The sequence below is a fragment of the Dyadobacter pollutisoli genome, assembly GCF_026625565.1.
Taxonomy (GTDB): Bacteria; Bacteroidota; Bacteroidia; order Cytophagales; family Spirosomataceae; genus Dyadobacter; species Dyadobacter pollutisoli.
Map to the genome: position 1 here is coordinate 6,698,299 of NZ_CP112998.1, position 16,179 is coordinate 6,714,477.

The 16,179-nt window shown below is 45.8% G+C and carries 14 protein-coding genes; 3 read left to right on the forward strand and 11 right to left on the reverse strand.

Annotated features, from left to right (window positions below; translation table 11 throughout):
• Positions 1 to 69 precede the first annotated feature (69 nt).
• Positions 70 to 1,377, reverse strand: coding sequence for a BNR-4 repeat-containing protein (locus tag ON006_RS27810; RefSeq protein WP_244821455.1), 1,308 nt, complete (start codon positions 1,375 to 1,377; stop codon positions 70 to 72).
• 32 nt (positions 1,378 to 1,409) lie between these two features.
• On the reverse strand, positions 1,410 to 1,787 hold the full coding sequence (locus ON006_RS27815) for a winged helix-turn-helix transcriptional regulator (protein WP_244821456.1): 378 nt from the start codon (positions 1,785 to 1,787) through the stop codon (positions 1,410 to 1,412).
• Positions 1,788 to 1,867: 80 nt separating this feature from the next.
• Here ON006_RS27815 and ON006_RS27820 point away from each other — a divergent pair, with 80 nt between their 5' ends.
• Positions 1,868 to 2,755 (forward strand): NmrA family NAD(P)-binding protein, encoded by an 888-nt coding sequence (locus tag ON006_RS27820; protein ID WP_244821457.1) that lies wholly within the window; start codon positions 1,868 to 1,870, stop codon positions 2,753 to 2,755.
• Between the two features lie 131 nt (positions 2,756 to 2,886).
• Positions 2,887 to 3,483: a hypothetical protein gene (locus ON006_RS27825; protein ID WP_244821458.1), complete on the forward strand. Its 597-nt coding sequence runs from the start codon at positions 2,887 to 2,889 to the stop codon at positions 3,481 to 3,483.
• 74 nt (positions 3,484 to 3,557) lie between these two features.
• Here the strand turns inward: ON006_RS27825 and ON006_RS27830 are convergent, their stop codons facing one another.
• The 3 genes from ON006_RS27830 to ON006_RS27840 form a co-directional block, all read right to left on the reverse strand.
• Positions 3,558 to 7,022, reverse strand: a complete 3,465-nt coding sequence (locus ON006_RS27830; protein ID WP_244821459.1) for a PVC-type heme-binding CxxCH protein — start codon at positions 7,020 to 7,022, stop codon at positions 3,558 to 3,560.
• 114 nt (positions 7,023 to 7,136) lie between these two features.
• A complete protein-coding gene (locus ON006_RS27835) occupies positions 7,137 to 8,366 on the reverse strand; it encodes a GDSL-type esterase/lipase family protein (protein ID WP_244821460.1) in 1,230 nt (409 codons plus the stop codon).
• Positions 8,367 to 8,460: 94 nt separating this feature from the next.
• Entirely contained in the window at positions 8,461 to 9,741 is a 1,281-nt protein-coding gene (locus tag ON006_RS27840; RefSeq protein WP_244821461.1) for an MFS transporter, read from the reverse strand.
• 145 nt (positions 9,742 to 9,886) lie between these two features.
• Between ON006_RS27840 and ON006_RS27845 the strand changes: the two genes are divergently transcribed.
• On the forward strand, positions 9,887 to 10,057 hold the full coding sequence (locus ON006_RS27845) for a hypothetical protein (RefSeq protein WP_244821462.1): 171 nt from the start codon (positions 9,887 to 9,889) through the stop codon (positions 10,055 to 10,057).
• Positions 10,058 to 10,071: 14 nt separating this feature from the next.
• On the opposite strand, the gene ON006_RS27850 is transcribed toward ON006_RS27845, so the two are convergent.
• The 6 genes from ON006_RS27850 to ON006_RS27875 form a co-directional block, all read right to left on the reverse strand.
• Positions 10,072 to 10,470 carry a type II toxin-antitoxin system VapC family toxin gene (locus ON006_RS27850; RefSeq protein WP_244821463.1) on the reverse strand — a complete coding sequence of 133 codons (399 nt, stop codon included), beginning with the start codon at positions 10,468 to 10,470 and terminating at the stop codon, positions 10,072 to 10,074.
• The gene (locus ON006_RS27855; protein WP_244821464.1) at positions 10,452 to 10,697 is read right to left on the reverse strand and encodes a hypothetical protein; all 246 of its coding nucleotides are present in this window, start codon (positions 10,695 to 10,697) and stop codon (positions 10,452 to 10,454) included. The genes ON006_RS27850 and ON006_RS27855 overlap by 19 nt, the downstream gene beginning before the upstream one ends.
• A gap of 93 nt (positions 10,698 to 10,790) precedes the next feature.
• Positions 10,791 to 11,744, reverse strand: coding sequence for a D-2-hydroxyacid dehydrogenase (locus ON006_RS27860; RefSeq protein WP_244821465.1), 954 nt, complete (start codon positions 11,742 to 11,744; stop codon positions 10,791 to 10,793).
• A 31-nt stretch (positions 11,745 to 11,775) separates the two neighbouring features.
• A complete protein-coding gene (locus ON006_RS27865; RefSeq protein WP_244821466.1) occupies positions 11,776 to 12,930 on the reverse strand; it encodes an ATP-binding protein in 1,155 nt (384 codons plus the stop codon).
• 170 nt (positions 12,931 to 13,100) lie between these two features.
• On the reverse strand, positions 13,101 to 15,482 hold the full coding sequence (locus ON006_RS27870; protein WP_244821467.1) for a M1 family metallopeptidase: 2,382 nt from the start codon (positions 15,480 to 15,482) through the stop codon (positions 13,101 to 13,103).
• 32 nt (positions 15,483 to 15,514) lie between these two features.
• On the reverse strand, positions 15,515 to 16,138 hold the full coding sequence (locus ON006_RS27875) for a HupE/UreJ family protein (RefSeq protein WP_244821468.1): 624 nt from the start codon (positions 16,136 to 16,138) through the stop codon (positions 15,515 to 15,517).
• Positions 16,139 to 16,179: the final 41 nt, after the last annotated feature.

Genomic DNA, 16,179 nt, shown 5'->3' on the forward strand with positions numbered 1-16,179 from the left:
ATAGGATTCGTTTTGTGTACTTGACTTTGATTTAATATTAAAACATAAAACCGATCAAATATACTTCCGTCACTTCACCAAAACCTTCCACAAAATACCAGTATCATAATCTGTGTAATGCACGTACTTCTTATTCTGCATCCACAACAATACATTCGTGTCGCTCTTCTTTTTATACCTTGGAATTACCGGCCGCACATTGTCGAGGGTGGAATTTCGGGTAATGGGAGTGATTTTCCAGTTTTTGCCAAGGTCTTTCGTTTCGGCTTTTGAAATTTCAAATACATTGTTGATCTCGTGCGAAAAGTATACGACCGACGGATCAAGCGGATCAATCGTGAGACCACCGGAATAGTTTTCTTCGCGTTCTTCTTTACCTTCCGGAGTTTGTGGAAACCATTTTCCGGAGTCGATCAAATGGTGGTCGTTCCACTTTTTTCCATCATAAACAGCATAAAAATATTGGTGCTTTTCACTGGTAGGGTAACGCGTATAGGCGACCACCGGTTGTCCTTTTTGATTGATGACAATGTCGAAAATCCACGCCCGGCCAGTTTCGGGGGTAGCTTTGTAAATAACTGATGCATCGCCGGGATTGAATGGAAGGTGATCCACATCAGTAATCTTCGAGCCGTCTGCCCGCCAGAAAGCGTCTTTTTCATAATAACAATAATAAACAGAATTGAGCGGCTCGTTTCGTGGATGTCCGTCAGTAAAGATCAAATGAACTTTCGATTTACCGTCCGAAAAATACTTCACATACGGTCTGTTATTAATGTCGAGCTCTTTGGACGTGATCACGACCTTCGGGTCCGACCACGTTTTACCATTATCAGTTGATGTAATGAAATTGGGTTTAAATCCTATCCAGCGACCAAAACTGTAAATTTTGTTGTTCTCCGCGCTCAGCACGAACGGGTTAGCATAGGTATAAGTCTCTCGTTTAAACTTTTGGAGGAGCTCAGCCGTCTGTGGTTTGAAAACAATTGAGTCTGAAAAAGTAGTAATGTCGTTTTTATCCGAAGTCGTGTTTTGAATCACGCCCATGCCATTTTTGCCACCGCCGTGCCAGGTATATTGGGTCAAAATCCGCTGATCGGGTAGTTCCAGAAATGCGGGATTGTCGTGGTCGTCTACTTCCAGTTTAGTATATAGCCTCTTTTCCTCGACTTTGCCACTTTGCGGATTGAGTGAAGCGGCAATGATGTCGCCGGTTTTGGTTACCCAGCCCGTTACGACATGTCCATCTTTGGTATAAATCGCCCTCGGGTCGCTGAACCAGCACCAGGCGCCGTCGGACGTGAGGGTAGCTGGCGTTTGGGCGATAACATTTGAAGCAAAGCATAAAAACAAGAAAACATAGAATGAGAGCCGCATAGGTCGTTGGGTTAGGATTTGTTCTAAATATACTAGCAGGTGACTTCTAATGCTGTATTTCTTTTCATATCCCTGAATGCCCACTCGGCCATGGCATTAATTACCTTCTCTAATTCGCTGCCCGCCTCGGTCAACGTGTAAGTGACGAAAGGAGGTACGACCGGTTTGGCCTCGCGGATGAGCAGATTATCGCTTTCCAGTTGTTTCAAATGCTGGATCAGCATCTTTTCGGTGATATGTGGCATTGCCTTCTTGATTTCCGAGTAACGTTTGCTTCCCGATAGCAAATGAAACAAGATGATCGGTTTCCAATGTCCGCCGATTTTATTCATCACATAGGTCACCGGACATTCCTGCATGACAATCTCGCGATTGCTATTGTAAGTCGAGTTTTCTTTGATCTTTGTCATGATACATACTCTGGGGTAAGTACTTGTCTAAAAGTAAGTACAAATATAGCTTTGTACCCAACAAAAAACAACTAACAATTATGAAATATATCATCACAGGATCATTGGGAAATATCAGCTTACCCGTGATCAAGAATTTGGTAAATGACGGACATGACGTAACCGTAATCAGCAGCAGTGCTGACAAAAAATCGGAAATTGAAGCTCTTGATGCACATGCGGCCATTGGCTCGGTAGAGGACGTACCATTTTTGAAAGATACATTCAAGAATGCGGACATCGCCTATTTAATGATCCCAAGCAGCTTTGCGATCGAAAACTATGAGCTGTTCCAGTTACAGGTAGCCGACCATTACATTGAAGCATTGACTGGAAGCAGCATCAAATATGTGGTGCTTCTGAGCAGCATCGGGGCACATTTGCGCCAGGGTGCCGGCCCTATCGACGCTCTGGGTTATTTAGAAGAGAAACTATTGAGCTTGCCAGGTATACAATCCAATTTCCTGCGCCCATCCTATTTCTTCAACAACCTGTTCAGCCAGGCCGGATTGATCGAACATGCTGGCATTGCCGGAAGTAATTTTGGAGACAGCGACGAAAAGCTGGTTTTGACAGATACTGATGATATCGCGGCGGTCGCGACAGAGGCATTGCTAAACCGCCCAGCTGAAAACAAGATCACCTACATTGCCAGCGACGAGCGCCATCCGAGTGAAATCGCAACCATTCTTGGTAAAGCTGTTGGAAAAGAAAACATTCCCTGGATTCCGTTTACCGACGAGCAGGCGCTGGAAGGAATGCGTGGTGCGGGGTTGAATGAGAGCTTTGCGGGACTATATGTGGAGATGGGCCAGGCGCTGCGCAATGGGACAATGCAGGAAGATTACTGGAAAAATCGTCCGGTTCTTGGAAATTATAAGCTGGAAGACTTTGCGAAAAAATTCGCAGCCGTTTATGAAAACGCGTGATCAGTATTTTTAATCAAGTGGTAGATTTTCCCAATGTTAAGTTTTGGGGAAATCTATCATAATGTATTTGCGGTTACATATTTGCTTTATAACTTCGGGCTGGTTCATTTCCGTTCACAAAGACCAGCCTTATGAAAAATAAATACGTTTCCATTGCATTGCTCCTGGCAGCAGGTTCTATCATGTTTCAATGTAAAACTAAAAAGGACATTGAACCGGAAATTGGGATTGAAACACCCGAAAAGATCGATTTCGACAAAGCCGCTGTCCTGTTAATGGACACGGTCACCAAGGATTTGAACGGACGCTGGAACCTTGCTAAGGTTGAATATGATATCAAATATCCAAACCCGACAGGCTCTGTAACCAAGGATACCACCTTCGCCGACTTTGCCGTCCTGGACATCAAATCAGTTTCAAGGCAGGAAAGTGCGAGATATCCGGTAGTTAAGGGTGAGGTGCTTTTCCAGGGAAGAACATATCCGGTGCAGTTCCGGCTTTTATCCAATGCTGGAAGGCTGGTAGATAAAAAAGGCCCTCAGGCGTTTATGTTATTCGAATATGCATTTCCCGCCGGTACAATTATTTGGGAAAAAGAAGACCTTTTCTTCCGCGATTCAGGTTTGGTAGGAGAAAATTATTCCATTGAGCTCGATCCTAAAAGCAGAAAAATGATCTGGAAAGGACTTAACCGGGATATTAAGGAAATTACAATGCAGAAATTATAAAACGAGAAAGGGCCCAGCATGCAACTGTTAGTTAGACTTGGCAAGTCTTAAAGACTTACCAAGTCTTGTGCTCCTTATTTCCCCATCTTCAACCTCGTCTGCGCGCCGCCTGCTGCATCTTTCAGCTCCACTTTTAAACCGCCGGCCTTCACAACACTTTTGTCAACCAAAAGCGTAATGCTGTGAATTCCTTGCGAAAGATCGGTGGTAATAGTTCCGTCGGCTATTTTCAAAGTCTTTGAATCCGTGTAGGCGGTTATTCCGTCAGAAGCATTCAGGCCAAGCGAGACGTTTCCTTTTGTTAATACCTCAATATCAAATCGCAAAACGTTATACCGCTTGCCGGACACAGCAGTAATCTCGGGCAATTCATTTAATGGAAGCTCACCCGAAACTTTACTGTAAACAGATTGCCAAGTCACTTTCGATTTGTCCTTTCTCGTAACCACCAGCACGTCAGGCTTCGTCTTGAAAGTGAGCGCAATATCGGTCGGAGTCGTTTCCCAGCGTCTCACAAACCGCGTATTAGAAACGCGGTAATCTCCCGATTCACCCAATTTTGTCAAAAAACCGACCAAATTAATGAACTCAGTTTGATCCAGACTAGCGGTCAGTCCCGGAGGCATTAGCGAGCCCGGTACTTTTTCCATGACCTGTACCTGACTTTTTGGGATGGAAACCTCTTTGCCCGTCACATCGCGGATAACCACGTCCGATGCACCGTCGGAAGCCAGGTAGCCCAACATTTCTGAGCCATCTTTTTTCACAACCCGTTTCAAATCATACCCTTCCTTGATAGAAGCGCTTGGGTACAGCAGCGACTTGATAATGGTTTCAGCAGGAGAGCTTGTTCCCAAGCTGCTCAGATCAGGGCCGATCAGCCCGCCTGCTCCGCCTATCGCGTGGCAAGTCGTGCAGCTGGATTCTGCCTTCCGGAAAATCAGTTCGCCTTTGGCAGGATCACCTTTTTCAGCTACCAATTTGGCCAGACTGGCAATTTGCTGATCGCTCAGGTCCTGAGGCATTTTTTGAGTCGGTAATGATCCGCCGGAAGCTTCCAATGCACTGACAAGAATTTTCATTTCATCAATGTTCTGTCTAGTCCAGCCCGCACGGGAACGAACTAGTTGTCTACCGGTTTTGGCGGCTGCTTCCGGGATCTTTTTCGCGGCAATGGCTTCACCCAATGCAGCTGCACCTGGATTGGTAGCTATAAATGCGACAAAAAGCTCAGCCAGATCGGTTCCTGTGGGCAATGTACGTATCAGCTCGGTAGCGATGCCTGCTGCGGCTTTTGGATCAACAGCTGCCAGTTGAGCAGCGGCGATCACCCGTACTTCCGGTGTGTTTTTCGCGCTAGTGAGGTCTGTCATTAATTTCTGTGCTTTCGCTTTGTCAACTGCTGCCAAAGCTCCCAATGCGGCTTTTTTAGTCTCCGGTGTTCCGGTTTGAATCAGGTCTGTAAGTTTTGCATTCAACTGATCGAGCTTCCACAAACCTGCCAAACGGATCGCGACGAGGCTTACTGCCTCATCATCGCTGTCTATAAATGTGGCAATGCGTTCAGGGTTCTGGTCTGGCTTTACATTTCGCTGCCGGGCTGCATTTTCCAGCGCCGCGAGCTGCGCAGCTGTATTTTTATCCTTGTTTTGAAGTGTCAGATCCAGTAACATACTTAGATCAGCAGGCTTACCCGTGGCCGCGATAGAGGTGAGCACGTCGCTTTGGTAATCATCAGGAACCTGGCCTTTTTGATACAATTGCACCAATAATGTGGCCGCATCGGCACCTGTCGCCGACTTCAATGCATAGGCCGTCTTTTTGGCGTCGCCCAGAAATTCAGGTTCTGATTTCACTTTTGCAAGCCAAACCGGTTCCAGTTCGCGGATGGTTTGCCACAATGCAAAATCCAGAAATTCGTCCATTTGAGCGTCCAATGCCAGTAATGCGGTTTTGGCCGCAGCTGCCGTCTTGGTTTTTCTCAATGCGATCACCGCTTCGAGCCTTACCTGGGCATGTTCGTCTTTTACAGCCTTTGCTAGCAAGGCAGGTACATTCGCAATTTTGGGATACCATAATTCCAGCGCACGCAATGCAGCAGCACGGGCATTATGACTTTTTGCATTCAAAAGATTTAAAAGAATCGGCTCATTAACCGTTTCCATTGTTTGGTACACCCATAATGCTTCGAGCAGATTGTGTTCGTAATTTGTATCATTCTTATCCAAAGCCGCTACCCATTTTTGCAAGGCGGGGATTACTTCTTTGGCTCCTTTCGACTTCAAAACCTGCTTGGCTTGCAGCCGTGTCCATTCTTCGGGCAGTTTTAATGATTCTAACAATTCCGGCGTCGTAGCTTTGGCTAGTTGTGGTTTCTTAATTAATGGACGGTTTTTGGCAACTATCCGCCAGATCCGGCCGTGCTGCTGATCACGGCGCGGATCGTAAAAATCAACTTCGCCATGCTGAATGATCGGATTGTACCAGTCGGCCACGTAAATCGCGCCGTCGGGGCCAACATTAATATCCACCGGGCGGAATGCTACATTGTCCGTCCACATCAGGTCGTCGGCCTGCTTGGAAGCGTAACCGGCACCTTGTTCTTCGAGCTTGAAACTGTTGATCCGGTTGGCGCGGAAGTCGTTGGTAATCATTCTTCCCTGCCATGCATCCGGCAAATGTTTACCCGAAACCACATCCAAACCACTATGTTTTGGCTGACCAGGATTCAGGCCCCGCATAATGCGTGCGGCGCCCGGCGCAGTCACGAATGTTGCGCCCGGAAAGCCGTAATTGATACCTTCTCCACCTGCACCGTCGGTCAGGAAGGATTGTCCCCAGCGGTCAAACTGCAAGCCCCAGGGATTCACAAGTCCTTTCAGGTACACTTCCATATCCAGGTTGCGGGTGTTGAGCGCCCAGGTACCGCCGCCTTCGAGACGCTTGACGCCGAATGGCGTTTCTACGTGGCTGTAAATGTAAATGGACTGGTTGAAGTACATTCTTCCCTCAGGTCCCCAGCGGAATGTGTGGATCAAATGGTGGGTGTCACCTGTTCCAAAGCCATTGAGTACCCGGCGTTTCTTGTCTGCTTTTCCATCGCCATCGGTATCGGAGAAATGCAGGATTTCAGTGGAATTGGCAACATATACGCCTCCGTCACCGGGCAAGATGCCGGTCGGCTGAATCAGCCCTTCTGCAAAAATGGTCGACTTATCAGCCTTACCATCGCCGTCGGTATCTTCGAGGACAAAAATCTTGTCATTGGCCGATTCGCCGGTTTTCAAATGTGGATAAACCGTACTGCTCACTACCCAAAGACGCCCTTCCGCGTCCCAGTTCATCTGGATCGGTTTGGCGACCATGGGGTCGGAGGCGAAAAGTGTTACTTCAAAACCTTCCGCGACTTTGAATGAGGCGAGTTCCTTTTGAACATCAGGATCCGGATCTTCTTTTACGTTCTGTGTCTTGTTTGAAGAGGTTGACAGCAGTATAATGGGCAGGAGCAATGCTCCGTATAGTAGCTTGGTTGCTTTCATGTTGGGCTTTCGGCGGTCGGCAATCGGCTATCGATTGCATTACGCCGTTTGGGTTTAAGTATTTTTGATATTCTCAGCATTCTGCCGATGTCTGACTGCCGACGGCCGAAGTTTTTATTCCAATTTCCTCAACTCATAAACCACCTCCTGTGGCTCGCTGTTGAGTATGATTTGTCCTTCAAGCCATTTGATGATCAGGTTTTGCTCTTCCAGGCCTTTCACGTGGCGTCCTTGTTCGTATCTGCGGAAACCGATGATGTAAGTCTGGTTCAATGGGCGGTACTGGAAAAAGTGCAGCTCATTCTTTTTCAGGATCATATTCCGCACTTCTTCGGACTTGGTGAACTGCGGACCTTGCCTGATTTCAACACCTGTTTCCCATTCTTTAGCCGAAGCAGAAGCCACCTCGTTATTTTCTGATGTCAAAGTATAGTAACCTTTTTTCAGACCGGAAATCCTTACCATTCTTGCATTATCCACGATCCAGCTCGCTGATTTGGGAGAAGGCAAAGGGAGGTACTTGTCCTGAACAATAAATTTTACGAGTGTACTTTCTTTGTCAGAGGGCACAATCCGTGCATTTGATGCCTCCGATTTGTCTTTTGCAAAATTGATGGCAGTTGTCGCTTTGGCTGCATCCAGGCCCAGGGCTTTTTCGAGGATCGTTGCCAGATAGTAATATCCCAGTTCATTCAAATGAACCGTGTTTTCGACAATTGTTTCCTTTTTGCTGGTATTCAGGATTGGATTATAAATGTCGATAAACTGTTTTCCACGCTGTGCTGCCACTTCGGAAATGACTTTGGAATACAATTCAAGATCGGCATTTCTGTTGTCGATATGCTGAGAGGTGTCGCTGGAAACTACCGGTATGGTAGATAGTAACACGGCTTTCGCACCGAGTTCATCGATTTTATCGAGCAATTTATTCAACCCTTCTTTGAAATGGGCGACACCAGCCTGTCCTTCCTGTGCTTCTACGCCGCCATATCCCAGAAATACCACTGTTGGCTGCGTCTTAGTGAGGTCTTCGATCAGATGTTCGTAGGGAGTAGGAGGGTTGGTGTAGGTACTACGGGCCTCGCCCCATACATTGTCGCCGGTCCAGCCGAGGTTTCGGAATGTAATGCCTTTGTCAGAAAAGCGGGTGGTCAGCGCAAGTTCCAGGTAGCCGTATTGAAAGTCATTTTCGAAAATGGAGTTACCTAAGAATACGACACGATCGCCGTCTTTGAGGTTAAATGGGCTTTTTGGGGTACTTTGGGCCGTGACGAAATGCCCCAGGAAAATAAAAAACAGTAACGCAATGTGTCGGGGGTGAACCGGCACTACAAATTTTCTCATGCACTTTGGGTTTAGATATTAAGATATAAAGAACCTGGCCTGTATAAAATAACCATAGGTTAGCAAAAACATCGAAATGCTTGGTTGGGAATGGTCATAATTGCCCGATATCCACAGGTTTGGGCGTGGAACGAACAGGCGTGGGTATCACGACGAAGGAAATAATGGTAGCAAGTACCAACGCCACCGCCATCAGTGTATAAGAAGCATTGAAATTCCCGGTTTGGGTATTGAGATAGCCTACCAGGTAGGAGCCTGCAAATGAACCCAATGCGCCAAGACTATTGATCAGCCCGATCGCGCCGCCAGCTACATTTTTAGGCAAGATTTCAGCAATAGCTGCAAAGAAAGGGCCGTAGGGTGTGTAAAGCGCCCCTCCCGCTACAACCAGCAACGCATAGGAGATCCAGAACTTATCAGGCCCAAGGAATACTGCTCCATAAAGGCATATGGCTGCGATCAATAAAAATGGCCAGACGAATATTTTGCGATTGCCGGTTTTGTCTGAAAAATAGGACGCAGCCAGCATTCCAATGACAGCAAAAAGATAGGGTACGGCGGATAACCAGCCCGTATTCACCATGCTCATATTGGGGGCCGCTTTGATAATGGAAGGCAGCCACATTACAAATCCATAAACGCCGACGCTCCATAGTAAATATTGAAAACATAGCAGGATCACTTTCGTGGATTTGAAAGCCTCTGCATAATTTTTAACAGGTTTGATGCCAGCTTGCTCTGCCTGAAGCTTTTCTTCCACAGCGCGTTTTTCTTCTTCCGTAAGCCAGTTTGCATTCATTGGACGCTCGTCGATCAGGCGCCACCAGATAAATGCCCAGATAATGCCCGGCGCTCCCTGCAAAATAAACATCCACCGCCAGCCCATGGAATCGATGAGGTAGCCGGACAATACCGACATCCAGAGCACCGTAACCGGATTTCCCAATATCAGGAAAGTATTGGCCCGCGAGCGTTCTTCTTTGGTAAACCACTGGCTCAAAAGGATCAGCATAGCAGGCATTACCGCACTTTCTACCACGCCTAGCATAAACCGGATCACGATGAGCGAAGTGGTATCATTGACCATCCCGGTAGCAGCTGCGAGTGCTCCCCAGAGGATCAGTGAAATGAATATCAGTTTTTTGGCTGTGCGCGTCGCTGCGTAATGTGCGCCGGGAATTTGGAAAAAGAAATAACCCAGGAAGAATAATGAGCTCAGTAATGTGGAAGTATTGGGGGTAATGTCAAGATCTTTGGCCATGCCGCCGGCTACTGCAAAACCAAAATTTGCCCTGTCGAGGTACGCGAGGCTGTATGTGACAAAAACAACCGGAATGATGCGGAACCATCGTTTTTGGGCTAGCTGTGGTTTCATGTATGGAGCTTTTTAAAAGAGAAAGCAATGGAGACTTTCTCTTTTAAAATAGAATTGAGACCATTTCTACCTGAATCTAATGCGGATCGGTTGATTATTGACGCGGCACAGATATTGATAATGACGTTTCTTAAACTTTATTGAAATGGCAAAAGCGAAAAAAGGCAGCAGGAAGAAAAATAAATTGGGCGTCAAAAATTCCCTGGTCAACAACATCAATGCCCGCAAGAAAAAAGGCAAATCCAGACCAAAAAGCAAAAAAACGGTTAGTAAGAAGTCTTACGCCAAGATGAAGAAAAACTGGGGGAAGAAGTGATTACTGTTTCCAGATTAAACCTGGTATTTTCTGGGATTGATGTATTTCAAGTGCAGGATCTTGCCAAAGTCGGGATCATTGTCTGATAGCAAAATCAAATTGTGGCAGAGAGCGGTTGCCGCAATGATGGCGTCGGGTATTTTGACCTTGAATAATTTTCTTATCTCAATTGTCTTTTGCACAATCAGTTCTGTTAGTTCATATTCAGTCGTTACACTTATAAACTGGGTAATGAATTGAAGTAAATCTTCTCTATTAGGTGAAAACCCCAGGAGCTCGATCCTTGTTATGACCGATATTTGGGCCTCGCCGCTATCTAAGATGTTATCTATTAGACTTAGCCCGTCCTCTGAGAGGCTTTCTTGCAGATATTTAGGAATAATGTTGGTGTCGATCAGATATCTCTTTCCCATTCATTCCTGATATTTTCGAAATATGTTTTAATGTCCTTTTGGTCTTCTTTGTTAATACCTTTCCAGGCTCCTCTGAGTTTTGTGGAGAGAGGCTTGTTGGGTTGCTTTTCATCCTCCGCCACTTCATCAGTGAAAGTAACGATGACCTTAACTTTATGATTTACTTTGGGTTTTTCTTTTAAGATGATCTGCCCGTTTTCGTAAATTCCTTCTACCGTTGTGAGCATCTGTTCTATTTTTTATCTCAAATATAATCATTTTGTAGCTAAACTGTCTTGCCCAGAAAAGGGGGCTGATGTTTCACTTTATCTGCAACATTATCAAGACACTATATTCTTCGGGTTGCCTGCAATGAAATGTTCCAGATTATCTGCTACCATTTGGAGAAGCCGCTTTCTTGCTTCAAATGATGCCCAGGCTACGTGTGGCGTAATGATGCAGTTCGGTGCTGATAATAGTGGATTGTCTGGTTTGGGTGGCTCAACCGACAAAACATCCAGACCTGCTCCTGCAATGCTGCCATTGTGCAATGCTTCTGCGAGGTCTGCTTCGTTGATCAATGGTCCGCGGCCGGTATTGAGGATAACTGCATTGGGTTTCATCCATGATAACCGCTCCGCATTGATCAGATTTTTGGTTTCTTCGGTCAAAGGACAATGAAAACTGACTACATCACTGCTTTTGAAAAGCGCTTCCAGTGTGACCATTTTAATGTCGTCATTGTCTGTTTGAGCGGGGTTTTTGCGGTAAGCAACGACTTTCATTCCAAAGGCCAGTGCAATTTTCGCGACTTGCGAACCGATATCACCAAGACCGACGAGTCCCATTGTTTTTCCGGCCAGTTCGGTCAATGGAGTTTTCCAGTAGCAGAAATCGGGAGAGGAAACCCATTCACCGTTGAAAACGCTTTGGCTGTGCAATTCGGCATGGTTGACGAGGGCGAGCAGCAAGGCAAATGTCTGTTGCGCCACGGAAGCAGGGCCATAAGCTTTTACATTGGTAACAGTGATGTTGTGCTTTTGAGCAGCGGCAATGTCAATGTTGTTAAAGCCTGTGGCCATTACGCCTATGTATTTGACATTGGGCAGCTGGTCCAGGATCTTTTCCGAGAGTACTACTTTATTGACCAGAATAATCTCAGCATCGGCCGCTCGCTCTACGATTTCATCTTCTTTGGATCTGTCGTATACTGTCACGTTCCCAAGCAGATGCAGCGGCGCCCAGTCCAGGTCACCAGGATTTAGTGTGTAGCCGTCGAGGATTACTATTTTCATTTTGTGGGGATTAGGATTTTAAATTTGTTTGTTAAATATTTCTCCATCCTGAAACCGTATAAAGGCTTCTTTGCTGATCTTCATTACCTCCGTATATCAAGGTTTTCTTTCCGACTTTATTCAAGGCAATATCACTGAAAAAATTCATTCCTTTGAAATGTTCCGTCATAATGGTCTGAGTGGCCTTTATTTCGAAGATATCAAATACATTGCCGTTTTGTGTCAGCATATCCACTTCATGTCCATTGGAATCCCGCCAAAACCAGTACTCCTGATGCAGGTACTGATGCTCGTTTTTCTTTTGGTACTCGGCGATGACCATGTTTTCAAATATATTTCCCCTTAATGGACTTTCACGCAATGCTTCCGCATTTCTTATACCTAGAATGTGGCACAACAGGCCTGTATCGTAGAAATACAGCTTCGAAGTTTTAACAACTCTCTTGTTGAAGTCTTGATAAAAAGGTTGAAGCCGGAAAAGTATGTATCTGCTTTCAAGGATAGAGATCCACGCCTTGGCTGTGGGTTGTGAAATGCCACATTCATTAGCTAAGGAATTCAAGTTTAACAATTGTCCAACCCTCGCCGCACAGAGGCCTAGGAATGTTCTGAATTGTCTCGTATCACGAATGTTAACCAGTTCTGTCACATCACGTTCTACATAGGTTTGCATGTAATTGGCGTAGAAAACGGATGGGTTGATATCACGATCGTAAATAGCGGGATAAAAGCCGTTGATGCACGCGCTCAAATAATCTTCTGCCAGTAAATTATCTGATTTCATTTCGTCAAAATCAAAAGGTAAAAGCTTGAATAACGCGACTCTTCCAGCCAGGCTTTGCGTGATGTTCTTTATTAAGTGAAAATTTTGTGAACCGGAAAGTACGAACTGGCCCATTTTTCCGCTGATGTCTACAAGAGTTTGAATGTAGGAGAATAGGATCGGGGCTTGCTGCGCTTCATCCAAAATTATCCGGCTTCCGTATCTGCTTAAAAATCCTAAGGGATCGTCCTGTGCGAACGCTCTATTGTTCGGATCTTCAAGTGAAATATATTCGTAGTCGTTGAAAAGTGTTTTTAATAAGGTTGTTTTGCCAGACTGTCTTGGGCCCGTCACAGCAATGACTGGATACTTGTCGCGCTGTATCTGAATGGATTCGGCTATGTGTCTGTTTATGAAGTTCATAAGTTCATTATTCTGTCACAAATGTACACTCAATTTTGAAATTACATAACTTTTATTTTTAAATTACATAGACTTTACTTTGAAATTACATAACATCTATTTTGAAATTACATAAAAAAGCCTTCCTGATTCGCTCAGAAAGGCAACTGTTTTTTTAAACTGGTATAGTCCTAATTTTTCGGATCGCTGCTGATCTTGCCGGCTCCGGCACCTTGCTGTTGCATTGGATTTAGTGCCTTTTGAGTCTGTTGCTGTTTGAAGATCTGGAAACGCGTTGGTTTCGCAATTCTTGGGAAAGCGTTGTTTTCGGTGTCGATATCGGCGATCTGGAAGTAAGGATCCAATGTCCATTGAACCACTTTCTTTTTGGTAGATATTACCTTATTAACCTGTGCATCGTTGAAGCGCCAGATCTCAGCAGGATATACGGCCACAGAATCAGTGCCGTCTTCAAAACCCATTTTCACGATCACAGGCATCGGTAAGCCACCTTTGTTTTTTATTGAAATGGTGTAAAAATTAGTGTTTTCCTGAATCAATTGACGCTCGTCTTCCGAAAGGGTGGATAGGTACTGATCATATTTCTGCTTGTCAGCCTCAGTGACCTTGAACGGGTCGTAGCGGTTGTAAAAATCAGCCATGGTGGAATCCTGCGCTACAACAGTCTCGCCTTTTGTTTTGGCGTCCTGCATTTTACTCATTGTTGCAGCTTTGCGAGCGGCTTCTTTGCGTGCAATTTCTTTCTCAATGGCAGGGTTTTGCGTATCAATGCTAAACCAGTCCACACTTACCAGATCCTGATCAACAGGCTCGGTGCCATAGAACCATCCTTTCCAGAACCAGTCGAGGTCTACACCCGAAGCATCTTCCATAGTACGAAAAAAATCGGACGGGGTAGGGCTTTTAAATCTCCATCTGGTTGCATATTCTTTGAAAGCATGGTCAAACAACTCGCGGCCCATAACGGTTTCACGCAGAATATTCAATGCTGTTGCAGGTTTTCCGTAAGCATTAGGTCCAAGGCCGATCACATTCTCCGCAGAAGCCATAATCGGGCTCAGTACCGATTTATCTGACGACATATATTCAGTGATCATATTAGGTTCGCCGCGGCGGGTCGGGAAGTTGTAGTCCCATTCTTTTTCTGCCAGATATTGACAGAATGTATTCAAGCCTTCGTCCATCCAGGCCCATTGACGCTCATCGGAGTTGACGATCATCGGGAAGAAATTGTGGCCAACTTCGTGGATGATCACACCGATCATGCCATATTTTGTTGCTTCGCTATATGTACCATCTTCTTCGGGACGACCTCCATTGAAGCTGATCATCGGATATTCCATACCGCCGCCCGATACGCCGTGGCAGGAAATGGCCACTGGATAAGGATATTCAAATGTACGTGCGCCGTATGATTTCAATGTATGGGCCACCGCGCGTGTCGAGTATTGCTCCCAAAGCGGATTACCTTCTTTTGGATAAATAGACATACACCAGATCTTGCGGCCGTCCTTGTACACATCGCTTTGCATGGCATCCCAGATGAATTTCCGGCTGCTCGCGAATGCAAAGTCACGTACATTGTCTGCTTTGTAGATCCAGGTTTTCTTACCCGGCGTTTTGTTTTCGCGTTTTTCTGCTTTCTCAGCTTCGGCCTGGGTGACGATCAATACCGGGTTTTTGGATGTTTCGGCTTGTTTCAGACGTTGCTTCTGAGCGGCAGTCAGCACTTGTGCGTAGTTCTGGCACTCGCCGCTGGCTGCTACCACGTGGTCGGCGGGGGCGGTGATGGCTACTTTGTAATTTCCAAAAATCAATGCAAACTCACCCTGACCAAGGAATTGCTTGTGGTTCCAGCCATTGACATCGTCGTAAGGTGCCAGACGTGGAAACCAATGCGCGATGAAATAGTTGGCGTTACCGTCTTTCGGGAAATATTCATATCCGCTGCGACCATAGTATTCGGTAATGTAGTAGCTCCAATCTACTCCAAAAACGAAAGAAGTACCGGGCTTCAATGTCGCAGGCAGGTCAATGCGCATCATGGTACCATTGATTGTGTACGGCAATGCTTTTCCGGCTTTGTCTTTTACCGCTGCAATCTGATAGCCATATTCCTTTTTAGGGTCCAGATTAGAACCTCTGCCGTTGTTCAGTGCCTGTAACTGCGCCGGGCTCATACCTTTTGCATTCACAGAGCCCGTACGGGACATTGCGCCAATTCCGTCTTTTTTGAAAAGGTTCTGATCTAGTTGCAGCCAGATGTATTTCAGGTCGTCGGGCGACTGATTGAAAAAAGTAATGGTCTCGGAACCAATGATACGACGGTTGTCATCGTCAAGTTCTACTTTAATGTCGTAATCCGCGCGCTGCTGCCAGTATTCGCGGCCAGGAGCGCCGGAAGCTGCCCGGTAAGAGTTAGGTGTGGGAAGCACTGTGCCAAGCTGTTCGAAGCGGTCGTTGGCCTTATAGTTCGGTGAAACGGGCAGCTGCTGGGCCATAGAAGCCATGGAAATCAGCAGGGTCAGTAAAGGGAGAAGTGTTTTTTTCATAATTAGCAGATCATTGAGATATTGATTTTTTCTTAGTTTACAGACATACCCATCAGTGTGCGGAAAAACGGGTTGTTCAGGATCAGGGAGAAGGCCATTCCAAATATGATACCGGACAGAATGTTGATCCAGTTGATCCTTTGAATGCGCATCAGCTCGATGAGTACGAAGGAGACAGACAAAATAATGAACACAATGATGAGCTGGCCCAGCTCCAATCCTACATTGAACCCTAGCAATGGGTTGAATATTTGAGCTTCTTTACCCAACAGGGTTTTAAGGTAATTGGAAAAGCCGAGTCCGTGGATCAGCCCGAAAAACATGGCCAGAGGATACCTGAGCGTGGACGTTTGTTCTTTTTTGCTAAAAGAGCTTTTTGGTATTTGGTAAAAGAAATTGAGCGATGCCGTGATCATGATGGTAACCGGTATCAGAAGTTCAATCCAGTCACGGTTGATGCTTACCAGCCCCATGGTGGCCAGCGCGAGGGTAATAGAATGCCCGATAGTGAAGGCCGTCACCAGAATGACCACCTTTTTCCAGTCAATTAAAGTATATACGGTACAAAGCGCCATGATAAAAAGGATATGGTCATAGCCATTGGAATCGGTAATGTGACTGAAACCTAGTTGTAGGTACGCCTGGAACTCGGACATTTAGTGGTAATAAGAGATTAGGTAGCATCCTGCCAAAATTA

What these genes read in the sequence shown, in the direction of transcription:
- ON006_RS27810 (WP_244821455.1), bottom strand. Translation starts at nt 1,377, where the DNA reads ATGCGGCTCTCATTCTATGTTTTCTTGTTTTTATGCTTTGCTTCAAAT.
- ON006_RS27815 (WP_244821456.1), bottom strand. Translation starts at nt 1,787, where the DNA reads ATGACAAAGATCAAAGAAAACTCGACTTACAATAGCAATCGCGAGATT.
- ON006_RS27820 (WP_244821457.1), top strand. Translation starts at nt 1,868, where the DNA reads ATGAAATATATCATCACAGGATCATTGGGAAATATCAGCTTACCCGTG.
- ON006_RS27825 (WP_244821458.1), top strand. Translation starts at nt 2,887, where the DNA reads ATGAAAAATAAATACGTTTCCATTGCATTGCTCCTGGCAGCAGGTTCT.
- ON006_RS27830 (WP_244821459.1), bottom strand. Translation starts at nt 7,022, where the DNA reads ATGAAAGCAACCAAGCTACTATACGGAGCATTGCTCCTGCCCATTATA.
- ON006_RS27835 (WP_244821460.1), bottom strand. Translation starts at nt 8,366, where the DNA reads ATGAGAAAATTTGTAGTGCCGGTTCACCCCCGACACATTGCGTTACTG.
- ON006_RS27840 (WP_244821461.1), bottom strand. Translation starts at nt 9,741, where the DNA reads ATGAAACCACAGCTAGCCCAAAAACGATGGTTCCGCATCATTCCGGTT.
- ON006_RS27845 (WP_244821462.1), top strand. Translation starts at nt 9,887, where the DNA reads ATGGCAAAAGCGAAAAAAGGCAGCAGGAAGAAAAATAAATTGGGCGTC.
- ON006_RS27850 (WP_244821463.1), bottom strand. Translation starts at nt 10,470, where the DNA reads ATGGGAAAGAGATATCTGATCGACACCAACATTATTCCTAAATATCTG.
- ON006_RS27855 (WP_244821464.1), bottom strand. Translation starts at nt 10,697, where the DNA reads ATGCTCACAACGGTAGAAGGAATTTACGAAAACGGGCAGATCATCTTA.
- ON006_RS27860 (WP_244821465.1), bottom strand. Translation starts at nt 11,744, where the DNA reads ATGAAAATAGTAATCCTCGACGGCTACACACTAAATCCTGGTGACCTG.
- ON006_RS27865 (WP_244821466.1), bottom strand. Translation starts at nt 12,930, where the DNA reads ATGAACTTCATAAACAGACACATAGCCGAATCCATTCAGATACAGCGC.
- ON006_RS27870 (WP_244821467.1), bottom strand. Translation starts at nt 15,482, where the DNA reads ATGAAAAAAACACTTCTCCCTTTACTGACCCTGCTGATTTCCATGGCT.
- ON006_RS27875 (WP_244821468.1), bottom strand. Translation starts at nt 16,138, where the DNA reads ATGTCCGAGTTCCAGGCGTACCTACAACTAGGTTTCAGTCACATTACC.